At 58.8% G+C, this 16,892-nt stretch carries 15 protein-coding genes and 1 tRNA gene; 6 read left to right on the plus strand and 10 right to left on the minus strand.

The genetic code is table 11. The features are described 5' to 3' along the window. Positions 1 to 152 precede the first annotated feature (152 nt). The 9 genes from ACIPF8_RS23355 to ACIPF8_RS23395 all read right to left on the minus strand — a co-directional run bounded on the left by ACIPF8_RS23355 (position 153) and on the right by ACIPF8_RS23395 (position 9,949). Positions 153 to 242, minus strand: a tRNA-Ser gene (locus ACIPF8_RS23355). A 148-nt stretch (positions 243 to 390) separates the two neighbouring features. After that, positions 391 to 1,692 (minus strand): serine--tRNA ligase, encoded by a 1,302-nt coding sequence (serS, locus tag ACIPF8_RS23360; protein WP_400425972.1) that lies wholly within the window; start codon positions 1,690 to 1,692, stop codon positions 391 to 393. A gap of 120 nt (positions 1,693 to 1,812) precedes the next feature. Further along, positions 1,813 to 2,817, minus strand: coding sequence for a peptide ABC transporter ATP-binding protein (locus ACIPF8_RS23365; RefSeq protein WP_400425974.1), 1,005 nt, complete (start codon positions 2,815 to 2,817; stop codon positions 1,813 to 1,815). Continuing rightward, positions 2,814 to 3,851: an oligopeptide/dipeptide ABC transporter ATP-binding protein gene (locus tag ACIPF8_RS23370; RefSeq protein ID WP_400425976.1), complete on the minus strand. Its 1,038-nt coding sequence runs from the start codon at positions 3,849 to 3,851 to the stop codon at positions 2,814 to 2,816. Before ACIPF8_RS23370 ends, ACIPF8_RS23365 begins: the two co-directional genes overlap by 4 nt. A gap of 14 nt (positions 3,852 to 3,865) precedes the next feature. After that, the gene (locus ACIPF8_RS23375) at positions 3,866 to 4,792 is read right to left on the minus strand and encodes an ABC transporter permease subunit (protein ID WP_400425978.1); all 927 of its coding nucleotides are present in this window, start codon (positions 4,790 to 4,792) and stop codon (positions 3,866 to 3,868) included. Further along, the gene (locus tag ACIPF8_RS23380; RefSeq protein ID WP_061532990.1) at positions 4,789 to 5,799 is read right to left on the minus strand and encodes an ABC transporter permease subunit; all 1,011 of its coding nucleotides are present in this window, start codon (positions 5,797 to 5,799) and stop codon (positions 4,789 to 4,791) included. The genes ACIPF8_RS23375 and ACIPF8_RS23380 overlap by 4 nt, the downstream gene beginning before the upstream one ends. A 125-nt stretch (positions 5,800 to 5,924) precedes the next feature. Further along, positions 5,925 to 7,532, minus strand: coding sequence for an ABC transporter substrate-binding protein (locus tag ACIPF8_RS23385; RefSeq protein WP_400425981.1), 1,608 nt, complete (start codon positions 7,530 to 7,532; stop codon positions 5,925 to 5,927). A gap of 95 nt (positions 7,533 to 7,627) precedes the next feature. Beyond that, positions 7,628 to 9,016 (minus strand): aminopeptidase P family protein, encoded by a 1,389-nt coding sequence (locus ACIPF8_RS23390; protein WP_400425983.1) that lies wholly within the window; start codon positions 9,014 to 9,016, stop codon positions 7,628 to 7,630. A gap of 258 nt (positions 9,017 to 9,274) precedes the next feature. Then, positions 9,275 to 9,949: a helix-turn-helix domain-containing protein gene (locus tag ACIPF8_RS23395; RefSeq protein ID WP_400425985.1), complete on the minus strand. Its 675-nt coding sequence runs from the start codon at positions 9,947 to 9,949 to the stop codon at positions 9,275 to 9,277. 521 nt (positions 9,950 to 10,470) lie between these two features. Here ACIPF8_RS23395 and ACIPF8_RS23400 point away from each other — a divergent pair. From ACIPF8_RS23400 to ACIPF8_RS23420, 5 genes are read left to right on the plus strand one after another with little or no spacing between them, the layout of a single operon-like run. Next, a complete protein-coding gene (locus ACIPF8_RS23400) occupies positions 10,471 to 11,307 on the plus strand; it encodes a transporter substrate-binding domain-containing protein (protein ID WP_400425987.1) in 837 nt (278 codons plus the stop codon). Positions 11,308 to 11,321: 14 nt separating this feature from the next. Then, the gene (locus ACIPF8_RS23405; protein WP_400425989.1) at positions 11,322 to 11,990 is read left to right on the plus strand and encodes an amino acid ABC transporter permease; all 669 of its coding nucleotides are present in this window, start codon (positions 11,322 to 11,324) and stop codon (positions 11,988 to 11,990) included. Between the two features lie 2 nt (positions 11,991 to 11,992). After that, positions 11,993 to 12,772, plus strand: a complete 780-nt coding sequence (locus tag ACIPF8_RS23410; protein ID WP_400425991.1) for an amino acid ABC transporter ATP-binding protein — start codon at positions 11,993 to 11,995, stop codon at positions 12,770 to 12,772. Positions 12,773 to 12,788: 16 nt separating this feature from the next. Beyond that, the gene (locus tag ACIPF8_RS23415) at positions 12,789 to 14,096 is read left to right on the plus strand and encodes an NAD(P)/FAD-dependent oxidoreductase (protein ID WP_400425993.1); all 1,308 of its coding nucleotides are present in this window, start codon (positions 12,789 to 12,791) and stop codon (positions 14,094 to 14,096) included. Between the two features lie 28 nt (positions 14,097 to 14,124). Continuing rightward, a complete protein-coding gene (locus ACIPF8_RS23420; RefSeq protein WP_400425995.1) occupies positions 14,125 to 14,871 on the plus strand; it encodes an aspartate/glutamate racemase family protein in 747 nt (248 codons plus the stop codon). A gap of 70 nt (positions 14,872 to 14,941) precedes the next feature. On the opposite strand, the gene ACIPF8_RS23425 is transcribed toward ACIPF8_RS23420, so the two are convergent. Then, positions 14,942 to 16,246, minus strand: coding sequence for a replication-associated recombination protein A (locus ACIPF8_RS23425; protein WP_400425997.1), 1,305 nt, complete (start codon positions 16,244 to 16,246; stop codon positions 14,942 to 14,944). A 227-nt stretch (positions 16,247 to 16,473) separates the two neighbouring features. On the opposite strand from ACIPF8_RS23425, the gene fdxA reads away from it, so the two are divergent. Beyond that, complete coding sequence (fdxA, locus tag ACIPF8_RS23430; protein ID WP_400425999.1) at positions 16,474 to 16,806, plus strand: ferredoxin FdxA; 333 nt, start codon at positions 16,474 to 16,476, stop codon at positions 16,804 to 16,806. Positions 16,807 to 16,892: the final 86 nt, after the last annotated feature.

Consider the following 16,892-nt stretch of genomic DNA (forward strand, 5'->3'; position numbering starts at 1 on the left):
CCCCCACGGGGTGCTTTTGATACCCCCGAAAGTACCCCCGATTTTTTGGGATGTCAATGAACCAACTGAGACGTCATGAAACGAAAAACCCGCATTCTCATAGTGAGATATGCGGGTTCTGGGACTTCTTAGATCTATTTGAAACTAATATCTGGCGGAGAGGGTGGGATTCGAACCCACGGTACGATTTAACGTACGCTTGATTTCGAGTCAAGTACATTCGACCACTCTGCCACCTCTCCGGTTTTCGGTCGACTTGCTGTATTTAATGCAGCAAAGCGCAAGATTGTAGCAGACTTTTTTTGACTATGGAATGCCTTTTTTCATTCATCTTGCCACAGCAAACATCAGCGTCGATTTCCTGCAAAATATTCTTGTTAAATCAAATACTTACGCAGTCAACTTGGTAATGCCGCCCATGTACGGATGGAGTACGGCCGGGATGTCGACGCTGCCGTCGGCTTGCTGGTAGTTCTCCAGCAGCGCCACCAGGGTGCGTCCGACTGCCAGGCCGGAACCGTTCAGGGTGTGCACCAGTTCCGGCTTGCCTTGGGCGTTGCGGAAGCGGGCTTGCATGCGGCGTGCCTGGAAGGCTTCGCAATTCGACACCGAGGAAATTTCACGGTAGGTGTTCTGTGCCGGCAACCAGACTTCCAGGTCATAAGTTTTGGCGGCGCCGAAGCCCATGTCTCCGGTGCAGAGCGACATTACACGGTACGGCAGGCCGAGTTTTTTCAAGATGTTTTCTGCGTGACCGACCATTTCCTCCAGCGCCTCATACGACTTCTCCGGATGGGCGATCTGCACCATTTCGACCTTGTCGAATTGGTGCTGGCGGATCATGCCGCGGGTGTCGCGGCCGTAGCTGCCGGCTTCGGAACGGAAGCATGGCGAATGCGCGGTCATCTTGATTGGCAAGGTTTCGCCGCCGACGATTTCGTCGCGCACGGTATTGGTCAACGGCACTTCGGCGGTCGGGATCAGATACAAGGCAGCGGCGTCGACGCCCTGCTCACCTTCCTGGCCGCCCTTCTTGACGGCGAACAGGTCTTCTTCAAATTTCGGCAGCTGGCCGGTGCCGCGCAGCGAATCGGCGTTGACGATGTATGGGGTATAGCATTCGGTGTAGCCGTGCTCGCCGGTGTGGGTATCCAGCATGAACTGCGCCAGTGCGCGGTGCAGACGGGCGATGCCGCCCTTCATCACGGCAAAGCGTGAACCGGTCAACTTGGCGGCGACATCGAAATCCAGGCCCAGGGCGGCGCCAACATCAACGTGGTCACGCACTTCGAAATCGAAGCTGCGCGGCGTGCCGACCTTGCGCACTTCCACGTTGCCGGCTTCATCCTGACCAACCGGCACCGATTCGTGCGGCAGGTTCGGCACCGACAGCATGAAGGCGCTGACTTGCTCTTGCACCTGGTCGAGGCGGGTTGCGGAGGCTTTCAATTCGTCGGCGATGCCGGCCACTTCGGCCATCACAGCCGAGGCGTCTTCGCCCTTGCCCTTGAGCATGCCGATCTGCTTCGACAGCGAGTTGCGCTGGCCTTGCAGTTCTTCGGTGCGGGTCTGGATTTGCTTGCGCTCGGCTTCCAGGGCATTGAAGCCGTTGACGTCGAGCTGGAATTTGCGCGCAGCCAATCGCTCGGCTACGGTGGCAATGTCTTTGCGAAGAAGTTGGATGTCGATCATGGACTTAGTAAATAGGCAGGGAAATAAGTCGCCATTGTACCAAGCCCGGCCGCGATGGTGCTCCGTAAATGGGACACTATCGCGCCGCCGGCCTATCCGTAGACAGACCGGCGGCAGCGCTCAGGATATCTCTGCAACCCGATGGCAGGCTACCAGACGCCCTTCAAACGATTGCAATGCCGGCACTTCCTGGCGGCAACGGTCGATCGCATGCGGGCAACGGTTATTAAAAGCACAACCCGGCGGCGGCGCCAGCGGCGACGGTAATTCGCCCGGCAACATCATCTTTTGCTGGCGCTGGGCCGGATCGATGCGCGGCGTACTGGCCAACAAGGCCTTGGTGTACGGATGCAGCGGACGGCTGAAGACCTGCTGCTTGCTGCCGTGCTCGACGGTCTTGCCGAGGTACATCACCAGCACATCGTCGGCAATATGTTCGACCACCGACAGATTATGCGAGATGAACAGGTAAGCCACACCGGTCGACTGCTGCAAATCCATCATCAGGTTCAGCACCTGCGCCTGGATTGAGACATCGAGCGCGGAGACCGGCTCATCGGCAACGATGACTTTAGGATCCAGCATCAAGGCCCGCGCAATCGCCACGCGCTGTCGCTGGCCGCCGGAAAACATGTGCGGATAGCGGCCGTAATGCTCGGGCCGCAAACCCACCTTGGCCATCATCGCTTGCGCCTTCTGCGCGCGCTGCTCTTTGCTGAGTTCGGTATTGATGATCAGCGGCTCTTCCAGCATCTGTCCGACTTTCTTGCGTGGGTTGAGGCTGGCATACGGGTTCTGGAACACCATCTGCACCAGCGGCCGCACCCGTTTCAGGGTGGCGCGGTCGGCATCGGCAATGTTGGCGCCATCCATCCACAACTCGCCGCCGGTCGACGGTTCGATCATCGTGATCTGCCGCGCCAGGGTCGATTTGCCGCAACCGGACTCGCCGACCACTGCCAATGTTTTACCCGGCTGTAGCTGGAACGAGACACCGTCCAGCGCGCGCGCCGTGGCTCTCGGCTTGAACCAGCCTTGCGACACGCCATAGTGCTTGATCAGATTCTTTGCTTCCAGGAGGACCACCGGATTGGCGATTTCATTCATATTGGCATTCATCATCATGCAACCCCGCCACTCAGCACGGCATCAGGTGTCTTGCGCGACAGTTCGGACCAGCCATTGGTTGGCTGGCCGACGGCGTCAAGCGGGAAATGGCAGCGCGACTGCACTTGCCCTTCGCCCAGCAATTCGGGCCGCTGCCGGCGGCACAGGTCTTGCGCATACGCACAGCGCGGGCTGAGCAAGCAACCACTGGGGCGGTCGTACTGCCCTGGCACCACACCGGGAATGGTCTGCAAGCGTGGCCGGCCGATATTGTGTTCGGGCAGCGCTGCCAGCAGGGCTTGGGTGTAAGGGTGTTTAGGGGCATTGAAAATATCCGGCACGCGGCCGGTTTCAACCACCTGCCCGGCGTACATCACCACCACCCGTTGCGCGGTCTGGGCGACTACGCTCAAGTCGTGCGTGATCAGCATCAGCGCCATGCCGCGGTCGCGCTGCAGTTGCAGCAGCAAGTCCAGCATCTGCGCTTGCACCGTCACGTCCAACGCGGTAGTCGGTTCGTCGGCAATCAACAGGCGCGGATTGCAGGCAATCGCAATCGCCACCATCACGCGCTGGCTCATGCCGCCCGACAGCTGGTGCGGATAGGCATCGAGACGGCGCTCCGGATCGGGAATGTCCACCTGCTTCAGCAAGGCCAGCGCCTTGGCGCGCAATTCCTTGGTCGAACCACCTTGGTGCACACGCAGGGTTTCGATCAGTTGGTACGCCACAGTGTAAGAAGGATTGAGGCTGGTCATCGGATCCTGGAAGATCATGGCGATGTCCTTGCCCAGCAGGCCGCGTCTTTCCTTCTCTGGCATCTTCAACAGGTCGCGGCCATCGAAGGCCATGCGCTCACCCTTGACCCGGCCCGGGTAATCGATCAGGCCCATCAGGGCCAGCGAGGTCACGCTCTTGCCAGAACCGGATTCGCCGACGATACCGATCACTTCGCCGGTTTCGACGTTCAGATCCAGCCCATCGACAGCGGTGAACGGCGATGCCGTCGAGCCGAATTCGACTCTCAGGTTCTTGATTTCTAACAGTGCCATGTCGTTCTTCCGCTTTATCGTTTCAGTTTGGGGTCGAGCGCATCACGCAAGCCGTCGCCCATCAGGTTGAACGCCAGTACCGAGACCAGGATCGCCAGGCCGGGGAATGTCACCACCCACCAGGCACTCTGGATGAACTCCATCGCACTGGCCAGCATCGAGCCCCACTCAGGCGTCGGCGGCTGTGCGCCGAGGCCGAGGAAACCCAGCGCAGCGGCATCCAGGATCGCTTCGGAGAAACCCAGGGTCGCCTGCACGATCAGCGGCGCCAGGCAGTTCGGCAGTACGCAGTTGAACATGATGCGCAACGGGCCGGCGCCGGCGATGCGCGAGGCGCTGACGTAATCACGCGACATCTCGGTGATGACTGCGGCGCGGGTCTGGCGCGCATAGTGCGGCATCATCACGATGGCAATCGCATACATGGCATTCATCAGGCCAGGCCCGAGGATCGCCACCACGGCAACCGCCAGCAACAGGCTTGGCAGAGCCAGCATGATGTCCATCAAGCGCATGATCGCAATCTCGACCGTGCCGCGGAAATAGCCGGCCAGCAGGCCCAGAACAATACCCACTGTGAGCGACAGCGAGACCGACACCAGGCCAATCACCAGCGACAGCCGGGCGCCGTGGATCAGGCGCGACAACATATCGCGTCCGACCGGATCGGTACCGAGCAGGAACTTGCTGCTGCCGCCCGCTTGCCAGGCCGGCGGCACCAGGGTGGCGTCGCGGAACTGTTCGATCGGCGAATGCGGCGCGATCACGTCGGCAAACAAGGCGGCCAGCACCATCAGGATGATGATCACCAGGCCGATCACGGCGCCGCGGTTCTGGCTGAAATACGACCACAGCTCGCGCGCCGGATGCGGCGGCTTGGCGGCGGTCATCGGGATTGCAGCCACGGTTGGGCTGACTTGGGTTGATTGGACGTCGTTCATGAGCTATGCCGAATGCGAGGATTGATCACGCCGTACAACAAGTCGACGACCAGGTTGACCACGATGATGATGGTGGCGGACAGCAGGATACCGCCCTGCACCACCGGATAATCGCGACGCTGGATTGCCGCCACCAGCCATTTGCCGATGCCGGGCCAGGAGAAGATGGTTTCGGTCAGGATCGCGCCGGCCAGCATCACGCCGACCTGCAAGCCAACCACAGTGACCACCGGGATCAACGCATTGCGCAACGCATGCACCACGATCACCCGCAACCGCGACAAACCTTTGGCGCGCGCGGTGCGGACATAATCCTCGCGCAGCACTTCGAGCATCGCCGAACGCGTCATGCGGGCAATCACCGCCAGCGGGATGGTGCCAAGTGCGATGGTAGGCAGGATCAGATGCGAGACGGCCGATTTGAACACGCCGCTATCGTCGGACAGCAGGCTGTCGATCAGCATGAAACCGGTGACCGGCGGCACATCGAACAGGATGTCGATGCGGCCCGATACCGGCGTCCAGCCGAGCGTCACCGAGAACAGCAGGATCAGCAGCAGCGCCCACCAGAATACCGGCATCGAATAACCGGTGAGTGAGACGCCCATGACTGAATAATCGAATACGGTATTGCGCTTGAGCGCAGCCAGCATGCCTGCCGGCAAACCGATCACCAGCGCGAACAGCATCGCGCAAAAGGACAGTTCCAGCGTCGCCGGAAACAGTGTCTTGAATTCGCTGAGGACCGAGGTGTGAGTCATGATCGAGACGCCCAGATCACCCTTGAACACATTCCCCAGGTAGTTGAAATATTGCTTGTACAGCGGCTGATCGAGACCCAGCTCATGCGCCATTTGCGCGTAGCGGGCGGGGTCCATGCCGCGTTCGCCGGTCATGGCTTCGACGGCGTTGCCAGGAATCAGGTGTATCAGTAAGAACACCAGCAGCGTAATGCCGAGAAAGGTCGGTATGACCAAGCCGACACGGCGCAGGATAAATCCGAACATGGGGGATGCCTATATTCTAAAAACCTTGTCGCTCCGCTCGTGACGGGACGACTCAGCAGGGGTTGCGCGAGATTGCATGAAAAAAGGCGGAGCAGGAAAACTGCCTTCCCTGCCCCGCCTTGGTATTACTTGACCAGATCGACGTTCTCAAAATGGTGATGCGCAAACACCGCCATCTTGAAGCCGACCACTTCCTTGCGTACCGGCGTGAAACGGATCGAGTGCGCCAGGTCAATCCAAGGCGCTTCTTCATGCAAGATCACCTGTGCCTGCTCGTACAGCTTGGCGCGCTCGTCCTGCTTCGGCGTCAGCTTGGCTTTCTGGATCAGCGCTTCGTAATCCTTGTTGCACCAGCGTGCAGTATTGCCGCCACCCTTGACGCCTTCGCAGCCCAGCAACGGTGCGAAGAAGTTATCCGGATCGCCGTTATCGCCGGACCAGCCGAACATCATCGATTGCTGATCGCCCTGCTTGCTGCGCTTCAGGTATTCAGTCCACTCGTAGGTCGTGAGCTTGGTCTTGACGCCGATCTTGGCCCAGTCGGCCTGGATCAATTCAGCCATGCGCTTGCCGTCCGGATTGTATGGACGCGTGACCGGCAGATACCACATCTCGACTTCGACGCCGTTCGGATAGCCGGCCTTGGCCAGGAGCGCCTTGGCCTTGACTGGATCGTAGGTGTAATCCTTGATCTTGTCGTTATACGACCACAGAGTTGGCGGAATCGGATTCTTTGCGGCCTGGCCGGCGCCCTGGTAGACGGTCTTCAAGATGGTTTGCTTGTCCACCGCCATGTTCAGCGCCTGGCGCACCAGCTTGTTGTCGAACGGTTTCTTCTCGACGTTGAACGAGATGTAGCCGATGTTCAGGCCTTCCTTGGTCATCATCTTGATCGACGGATCGGACTTCATCAGTTCGATGTCGGCCGGTTTCGGGAACGCCATGACCTGGCACTCGTTGGCTTTCAGCTTGGCGTAACGCACCGATGCATCCGGCGTGATCGCATAGATCAGGTTGTCCAGTTTCGGACGCCCGCCCCAATAGGCGTCGAACGCCTTGTAACGGATCACCGCATCTTTTTGGTAAGAGACGAACTGGAACGGACCGGTGCCGATCGGATCGCGGTCGATCACTTCAGGTGTGCCGGCTTTCTTCATGTTGTCGGCATATTCGGCCGACAGGATCGAGGCGAAATCCATGCCCAGGTTGGCGATGAACGGCGCTTCAGGATGTTTGAGCTTGAATACGACGGTGTAGTCGTCGGTCTTGCTGACGGTATCGACGATCTTGTCCATGCCCATGTCGAGGAAGTAGCCGAAGCTCTGGCCCGCTGCGAGTTTATGGAAAGGATGGTTGGCGTCGGCCATGCGGTTGAACGAGAACAGCACGTCGTCGGCATTGAAATCGCGGGTCGGCTTGAACTTGGCGCTGCTGTGGAACTTGACGCCCTTGCGCAGCTTGAAGGTGTAGGTCAGGCCATCATCGGACACAGTCCACGATTCGGCCAGGCCTGGAATGATCTTGGTGGTGCCCAGTTCGAACTCGACTAGGCGGTTGTACATCGGCACCGACGATGCATCGAAGGTCGTGCCGGTGGTGTAGAGCTGCGGATTGAAACCTTCCGGGCTGCCTTCCGAACAGAACACCAGCGTCTTGGCTGCTGTCGCATAACCGGCGGTCGCGCACAGCAATGCCAACAATCCAATCTTGGCAATCATTTTTCTTTTCATCATAGGTCTCTTTCTGTGGGTTATGGTGAAACTGATCTATTTAACAACAAGTCATGGGATTGACGCAACCCGAGTGTGCACTACATCGCGCAGCACCATCAAGTGGCCATCAGGGCTTCAATGTCGGCACAGCTCTTCGGAATCGCCGGTCCCAGCACGCGTGCGCCGGTCGCTGTCACCAGCACATCGTCTTCGATGCGGATGCCGCCGAAATCGATGTATTCGATAAATTTTTCGTAATTGATCAGCTCACTGTGGCGCCCTTCCGCCTGCCAGCGCCGAATCAGCACCGGAATGAAATACAGGCCAGGCTCGACCGTCACCACCATGCCGGCGCGCAGCGGCTTGGCCAGGCGCAGGTTACGCAGGCCGAACAGGTCGCTGCGGCTAACGCTGGCGTCGTAGCCGACGCGGGTCTCGCCCAAGCCTTCCATGTCATGTACATCCAGCCCCAGCTGATGGCCGAGGCCATGCGGGAAGCAGATTGCATAGGCACCGGACTCCACGATCTGCTGTGGTGTACCACGGAAAAAACCGAGTTCAGATAACGCTGCGGCCATGTGCGTGGCGGCCAGTTTGTGCACGTCCAGATAGGAGACACCGGGGCGCATGGCGTCGATCGCCAGTTGTTGCGCAGCCAGCACGATCTCGTACAGCGCGCGCTGACGTTCGCTGAAACGGCCGCCAACCGGAAAAGTACGGGTGATGTCGCTGGCATAGCCAAGGGCGCTGGAACTGCCGGAGTCGTTGACCACCAGATCGCCTTGCTGCAAACGATTCTTGTGGTCGCGATTGTGCAGGATTTCGCCACTGCGCGAGAAGATCATCGGATAGGCGTTTTGCAGATCATGGCTGCGCATGATGCCTTCCATGGCAGCGACCGCCTGGTATTCGAACGTGCCGGGCCGTACCTGCTTCATGGCAGCGACATGCATGTCGCGCGTGACGGCGAGCGCGCTTTCGATTTCAGCGATTTCGACATCGCTCTTGATTTCGCGCAGGGCGATCACCGCATCGATCAGGCTTTCAGATGCACCGGCCTTACATTGTTCCGTCGTGCAGGACAACAGTCTTGCCAACTCCAGTATGGTTTCGCCGCGATATGGCGGCAGGTAATGGATGGTTCGTCCCTGTTCACGCGCCTGCGCCAGCAGGCCGGCCAGATCCTGATAGGGCCGCACCGAGGCGACAGCAACCGCAGAAGCGCGCTCAGCCAGGGTCTCTTGCTGCCCGACCCAGATCACGTCATCCAGGCCAGGATCGTCGCCAAACAGATAGTCGGCGCCAGCATCGATATCGATCACTGCCGCCAGGTCCGGCTGATCCAGACCAAAGAAGTAGGAGAATGATGAATCCTGGCGGAACCAGTAATGGTTGTGCAGGTAGTTCATCGACACGTCGGTATTGCCTGGCAATAGCAGCAGTCCGCTGGTAAAGCGCTGCTTCAGCTGCTGCCGGCGTTGCGCATAGACGGCGCGGTCAAACATGACGTCCCCATGCCGAGATATCGACCGGGACACCCTGACGGGGGAAATTCTGAATCAATTCCGAATACATCGTGACTCCAATCGTTGGGCTACAGCTGGGATACAGCTGACTGTCGATACCGGTCACCCACCCTGTCGGTAGGCGCCGCGCCGCTCAAGTGCAGTAAAACAAAACCGGCAACTCGAAACTTTCTCGAATTGCAAAAATCATGCCACGCCTTCGGGAGACTACGCTATCGCGCCATCCTTCCCAAGTTATCAAAAAAACTCCGTGCCACGCAGCAGCAGCTCCCTATCCTCTGAAGCTGCAGATTGCGGCCCATCGAACAATGCCACCGTCCCCACCCAAACCACCTCGGCCGCATCATTTTCGTGCGGCAGGGACTCAATACTATGGGGAATCTTGGCATCGAAATGCAGGCTGTCACCGACATGCAGCACATAACTGTCCTTACCAACCGTGTAGCCGACCTTGCCGCTGAGGACGAACACCATTTCATCGCCTTCGTGCGACACCATTTCCGACTTGTACCCGGTCGGCATCGTGAATTTCACCGAGTGCACCTGACTGCCGGGAAAGACCGTCGACAAGCGCTCGTACTTGACGCGTCCACGCTGCACCGAATACGGCTGGCGCTGGCCACGATAGGTATCCGGCCGCAATTGCGCAGGCTGCTTGATCAGGTCGCCAATGGTCACGCCCAGTGACTTGGCGATCACCACCAGCGAGGTAATCGAGGAGCTGGTCTGGTTGCGCTCCAGTTGCGACAGGAATCCCGCAGTCAATCCGGTTTCGGAGGCGACTTGCACCAGCGTCTTCTTGACAGCATGACGCCGCGCGCGAATCGTCTCGCCCAGCTGTGGCATTTCCATTGTCTTGTCTCCGGCCTGTACCTGGTCCATTGCTTCCACTGCGGCAGACACGTCATGCATGTGTTCTCAAGCGCCGCAAAATGAAAGCAATTTTTTAATATTGAATACGTTTCTTACCTCGGTCAGGCGTCGGAAATTATAGTCACACTAAAACTGGAGTCAAGCAACTTTTTCAAATTAACTTAGAAGCATAAAACCAATATTGTTTAGCCTATTGCGCAAGGCCAGGCGCGAAAAACGGAGCGGCCGTGCCGTGTTTTGTTGCGTCGAACAACGACCGTTTGCATCTGCGTTTTATCGGTCGCCGGCGGCACGAGCCATCCGGTCGGCGAAATATTTCATCGGGAAATCGATATTTGCATGGAACCAACGGCCAAGTCGTGAGACGCTATCCCTTGGCAAATGGTTTTCCATTTACACACTAAAAAATAAGCCCGAGGGGATAGCAAACACAACAGGCCTTAATCTTGCTTCAAGACGAGAGACGGCGCGGACATGTCCAGATGGACAACATAATTCGGAACAACTTTTTTGCCGTAAGACGTATTTTTCCTAGTCAATTATCATCAAGGAAGACAGACATGCATATCAATCGCCGCGATTTCATCGCCCAATCCATTGCCGTCGGCTCGCTCATGGTTGCAGGTTCGGCATTTTCCCAGGAGCCGGAATCGACTGCGGCCAGGATCAAGCGTACCGGCAAGCTGCGTTTGGGTGCGATCAACGGCGCTTCTCCTTATTTCACCAAGGACCTGGCGAGCGGCCAGTGGCGCGGCTTCATGGTCGACCTGGGCCTCGAACTTGCCAAATACCTCAAGGCCGAAGTCGAATGGGTCGAAACCACCTGGGGCAATGCGGTGCTTGATGTGCAGACCAACAAGATCGACGCGCAACTCGGTATGGCGCCGTCGCCGGCCCGGCGCGAAGTGGTAGATTTTTCCGGCGCGATTTTCCAGAACTACAACACGGTCGTCGCAAAAAAGGGATTCAATTTCGAGCGCTGGGATCAACTTAACTCGCCCAACGTCAAGGTAGCGGTGGATGTCGGCTCAAGCCACGATCAATTGGTGACGCGGATATTGCCAAAGGCCAATATCCTGCGATTCGAATCCTCTGCCGCTGCCACCATGGCGCTACAATCCGGCCGTGTCGATTGCCAGGTGCTGGTGATTCTTCTGTCGACCGCGCTGCTGACCAAGCTGCCGAACGTTGGCCATATCGTTTTCCCGACGCCGCCCGAAACCAATCCGACCAACGTCGGCATCCGCAAGCAAACGGATCAAACCTTCATGAAATCCGTGAATGCCTGGCTGGATGAAGCCCGCGCCTCTGGAAAAGTCAAAAGCATCATTCTCTCGAATATGCAAAGCCTGGTTGGCGTGCCGCCGACCGCATTTCCACCACAAGTCCATTTCTAAGCGGCGGGGCAGGCATGTATCAATGGGATTTTCAGACGCTCTGGCAGTACCGGAACATCATCTTCGTCGGCTTTGGCTACACCATCGGCTACACCATCATCGTCGTCATACTCGGACTATTGGTTGGGCTCATCGCCGGCCTCTGTCGGCTGTCGCCGAAGGTCTACATTTCGGGGCCGTTCCGTGCTTACGTGGAACTGTTCCGATGCACGCCGGTGCTGGTGCAACTGATCTGGTTTTACTACGCGCTGCCGATCCTGACCGGGATCGAATTGACGCCGGGGATGGCGGCGGTCCTGGCGCTGACCTTGTATGGCGGCGCATTCTATTCCGAAATCATTCGCGGCGGCGTGATTTCAATCGATCCGGGACAAACCGAAGCTGGCCTGGCATTGGGCATGACGCAGTTCCAGCTGATGCGGCGCGTGGTGCTGCCGCAAGCATTCAAGCGGATGACGCCGCCGCTGGTGAGCCAATCCATCATGCAGCTGAAAAACACTTCGCTGTTATCGGTGCTGGCGGTGCCCGACCTGCTCTACCAAGGCCAGATCATCGCCCACGACACCTACAGGCCACTGGAAATTTACTCGCTGATCGCGGTCCTGTATTTCGCCATCCTGCTGCCGGCAACGATTCTGGCAAAACGGCTAGAGGTAAAAATGTCTGACGGCGGGAGAGCATAGCCATGGGCAGTGAAATGATTTCAATCCGCAATCTTAAAAAATGCTTTGGCGATAACGTCGTCTTGAAGGATATCTCGCTGGAGATCAGCAAAGGCTCGGTGGTGGCGATGATCGGCCCGTCAGGATCGGGCAAATCGACTTTGCTACGTTGCATCAACCTGCTTACCATCCCCGACGCCGGCACAGTCAACGTCGGCGGCCAGTCGATCGCGTTTGACGGCAAACACACCAAACTGCCGAAAGCCAGGGACCTGGCGCGCTTTCGTTCCAAGACCGGCATGGTGTTCCAGCATTTCAATTTATTTCCGCACATGACCGTGCGGCAGAATGTGATGGAAGGCATGGTCACGGTGCTCAAGATACCGAAGCAGGATGCGCGGATTACTGCCGACGCGCTGCTGCAGCGGGTAGGATTGAGCGATCGTGCAGACGCCTATCCGGGCATGCTGTCGGGCGGCCAGAAGCAGCGCGTTGCGATCGCCAGGGCATTGGCCATGAAGCCCGATGTCATGCTATTCGACGAAGCCACCTCGGCGCTGGATCCGGAACTGGTCGGCGAAGTGCTGAGCGTTATCCGCTCGCTGGCGGCAGACGGCATGACCATGATCCTGGTGACGCACGAAATCGCCTTTGCCCGAGAAGTGGCCGACCAGGTCATCTTCATGCGCGACGGCGTCGTGGTCGAGTGCGGGCCGCCTAGCGTCGTCATCGACAATCCAGAGAAAGAAGCGACGCGCAGTTTCCTGTCGCGCTTCAAGACAGCAAACATCAACGCGGCATGAGCCACAAGGAAAGTGCATGAGTTCAAATGACAGCGCCCCCAGCGCGTTGCGAGTAGTCGTTATTGGCGCCGGCATCATCGGCGCTGCCTGCGCCATCGAGTTGCTGCGCGACGGCCATCAGGTCACACTGGTTGAAGCAGGCGATCCCGGCGGAACGCAGGCCACCAGCTACGGCAACGCGGCCTGGTTGAGTCCGGCTTCGGTGATACCGATGTCGATGCCGGGCTTGTGGAAAAAAATACCCCAATACCTGCTCGACAAAAACAGTCCGCTGACATTACGTTGGCGTGCGCTACCGGCGCTATTTCCCTGGCTGATCCGCTTCCTGTTGGCTGGCGCCAGCGTCGCCCGGGTCGAAGCCACCGCGCGCGCGCTGACCGCCCTGCTACGTGAGGCGCCGGCACGGCACCGCGCGCTGGCCGCAGAAGCCGGAGTACCGGAATTAATCATCAGCCACGGCCTGCTTTACGCCTACCCAAACCGCGCCGCCTTCGAGGCCGAAGCATTGGCCTGGCGCTTGCGGCGTGACAACCAGATAAGCTGGAAAGAGCTGGATGCGCAGGCGTTGCACGAACTGGCGCCGGAAATTGGCGAGACCTATCAGTTCGGCATCCTGTTGGAACAAGGCGCAAATTGCCTCGATCCCGGCACCTATGTAGCGGCACTTGTAAAACATGCCGTCGCCCAGGGCGCTACCCTGCTGCGCGCCCGCGCTTCCGGATTTGATATCCAGAACGGTCATTTGCGCGCCGTCCTGACCGACGCCGGGGAACTTGCCTGCGACCGCGCGGTGATCGCCGCCGGTATTCACTCCAAGGCACTGGCCAAATTGGCAGGCGATAACATCTGCATGGAAAGCGAACGCGGCTATCACGTGATCGTCGAAAATCCGCCATTCAAGCTGGCCACGCCGGTGATGTCCGGCGATACCAAGATCGGCTACACGTCGACGCTGGCCGGCTTCCGCGTCGCAGGCCAGGTAGAGCTGACCAGCATGCCGGCAGCACCGGATTGGAGCCGCGCCGACAAGCTTCTGCAACATGCAATGGCCGCCTACCCGGCGCTGGCCAAATCTGCCAAGACAGCCGTCATCCAGCGCTGGATGGGAAACCGGCCATCCACTACCGATGGCCGGCCGGTACTCGGGCAAGCATCGGGCTGCGCGCAAATATTCCACGCTTTTGGGCATGGGCATATCGGCCTGGTATCCGGACCGACGTCCGGCCGCCTGGTGGCAGACCTGATCTCTGGACGACCGCCCATCATCGATCCAGCGCCGTATTCGGTGACGCGTTTCCCCTGGAATCGCGCCGGCAAAAACTAGTTCACACCACACTCATTCCGGAGCAAACATGATCATCCACGGAGGACGCGCCATTTATGGAGAAAGTGTCGGCATCCTAGTGCTGGACACAAAATTCCCGAGGATCCCCGGCGATGTCGGCAACGCCACCACCTTCGACTTCCCGGTGCGCTACAAGGTCGTGCACGGGGCGCAGGCCAAGGAAATCGTTGCCACGCCGGATCGCGCCCGCGCGCAATTGCCGGCATTTATCGAGGCAGCCAAGGAATTGGAAAACGATGGCGTGCGCGCGATCACCACGACCTGCGGTTTCCTGACCATCGTCCAGGATGAAATTGCCGAAGCCGTCAACGTGCCGGTGATTACATCAAGCCTGTTCCTGGCGCCGATGCTGCGCCGCATGCTCGGGCCAAAACGCAGGATCGGCATCGTCACGGCGAATGCACAAAGCCTGTCGCCGGCGCATTTGCTGGCGGCAGGCGTTGATCCCGGCTGGAAGTTGCTGGTGAGAGGCATGGAGTCGCGTCCGTCTTTCGCCAGCATCCTCGGCACTGGCAACACAGCTGATTACGCTTTGGATGTCGATGAAACGCGACGGGAAGTTGTCGAGGTTTGCCAGGCGATGCAGGCAGAGGCGCCTGACCTGGGCGCATTCCTGTTCGAATGCACCAACCTGCAACCCTACGCGGCGGCAGTGCAGCAGGCGACCGGGCTACCGATCTTCGGCATCTATCACGTCGTCAATTTGCTGCACTCGGGAGTGATAGCGCCCAGCTTTGCGCGTGGCCACCTATAAATATATCAACAGATTGAGCGGAATGAACGGCGCGCCGGGAAATCGAGGAGCGCCATGCCATTCCTGACGATCATGATTTGCCGGCGTCTTCGTCCAGCTTCCTGAGGAACGCCAGTTTCTCGGCAATCTTTGCTTCCAAACCGCGCGGCACCGGCTCGTACCAGCGCGGCTCTTCGATGCCATCGGGGAGATAGGTTTCGCCGGCAGCGTAGGCATGCGGCTCATCGTGGGCGTAGCGGTATTCGTGTCCGTATCCCAGCTCTTTCATCAATTTGGTCGGCGCATTGCGCAGATGAACCGGCACCTCGCGCGACTTGTCCTGCTTCACAAACGCCCGCGCCTGGTTGTAGGCGTTATAACCGGCGTTGCTCTTGGCGGCAATCGCCAGATAAATCACCGCTTGCCCCAACGCCAACTCGCCTTCCGGCGAACCCAGGCGTTCGAACGTCAACGCGGCATCATTGGCAATCTGCATGGCGCGCGGATCGGCCAAGCCGATATCCTCCCAGGCCATGCGCACAATGCGGCGCGACAGATAGCGCGGGTCGGCGCCGCCGTCCAGCATCCGGGTCAGCCAGTACAGGGCGGCATCGGGATTGGAGCCGCGCACCGATTTATGCAGTGCGGAAATCTGGTCGTAGAAATTGTCGCCGCCTTTATCGAACCTGCGCGCATTCAGGGTCAGCGCATTCTGCACAAATTCGGCGGTGATCCGGTTGGTTTTTCCGGCCCGGGAAGCCGTGTTGGCCTGTTCCAGCAGGTTCAGGAATCGGCGCGCATCGCCGTCTGCGTAACCGACCAGCGTATCCACCGCCACATCGTCAAATTCCAGATGCGTCAAAGTCTGTTCCTGCGCCCGCGTCAGCAGCAGCTTGAGTTCATCGTCGGTGAGCGACTTCAGCACATAGACTTGCGCCCGCGACAACAGCGCCGAGTTGACTTCAAAAGATGGATTCTCGGTGGTGGCGCCTATGAAGGTCACCAGTCCCGATTCGGCATAGGGCAGCAACGCGTCCTGCTGCGATTTGTTGAAGCGATGAATTTCATCCACGAACAGGATGGTGTGCTTGCCCATGCTGAGGTTCTGCTCCGCCTGCTCCATCGCCGCGCGGATGTCCTTGACCCCGGAAAACACGGCGGACAAGGCAATGAACTCGCATTTGAAGGCATTCGCGGTAAGGCGCGCCAGCGTGGTCTTGCCGACGCCAGGCGGCCCCCACAGGATCATCGAATGCGGCTTGCCGGATTCGAAAGCCAGCCGCAGCGGCTTGCCTGGCCCCAGCAAATGGCTCTGCCCGATGACTTCGTCCAGCGTCGCCGGACGCAAGGCTTCCGCGAGAGGCGGTGTGGGTTCTACTTTGAACAGATCTGACATAGGGGTGGAAATAAGGACGAAAGCGTTGGGGTTGAAACCATTCGGTTGAAGAGCAGATAGTCTAGCAGGGTATGCCATGCTGCCGTCGGCACCTTGTTGCGGCGCCTGCGGGCAGGAAAATGCGCATTGTGAGAGAATCCGTGTCGATTTTCGATGTCAGCGTTGCCGCCCCTCTTTGAGGACGGCTTTTATCCTGCCAGGATGCGTTACCACTTCACCAACAGACCATGCCCTTTGTCGTTACCGATTCCTGCATCCAGTGCAAATACACCGACTGCGTCGAAGTCTGTCCGATGGACTGCTTCCGGCAAGGTCCGAATTTCCTGGTGATTGTTCCCGACGACTGCATCGATTGCTCGATGTGTGTGCCGGAATGCCCGGTGGGAGCGATCTACAACGAAATCGACCTGCCCGATGAGCAACGGCATTTCGTCGAAATCAACGCCCGCCTGGCAGCCCATCCGGAGTGGCGGCCGATCACGCGATCCCAGGCTCCGCTGCCGGAGCATGAGGAATGGCGCGATGTCGCCAACAAGCTGGAATTCCTGAAACTGGCGTAGGGTTGGCAAGTTTTTTGCACACGCGTTACCGCATTCCGCGTGGGCACTCGTGCCCACCCTACTCTACGGCCTATTTCCCGCGCGTT

The sequence above is a fragment of the Collimonas sp. NPDC087041 genome, assembly GCF_044745265.1.
Taxonomy (GTDB): domain Bacteria; phylum Pseudomonadota; class Gammaproteobacteria; order Burkholderiales; family Burkholderiaceae_D; genus Collimonas.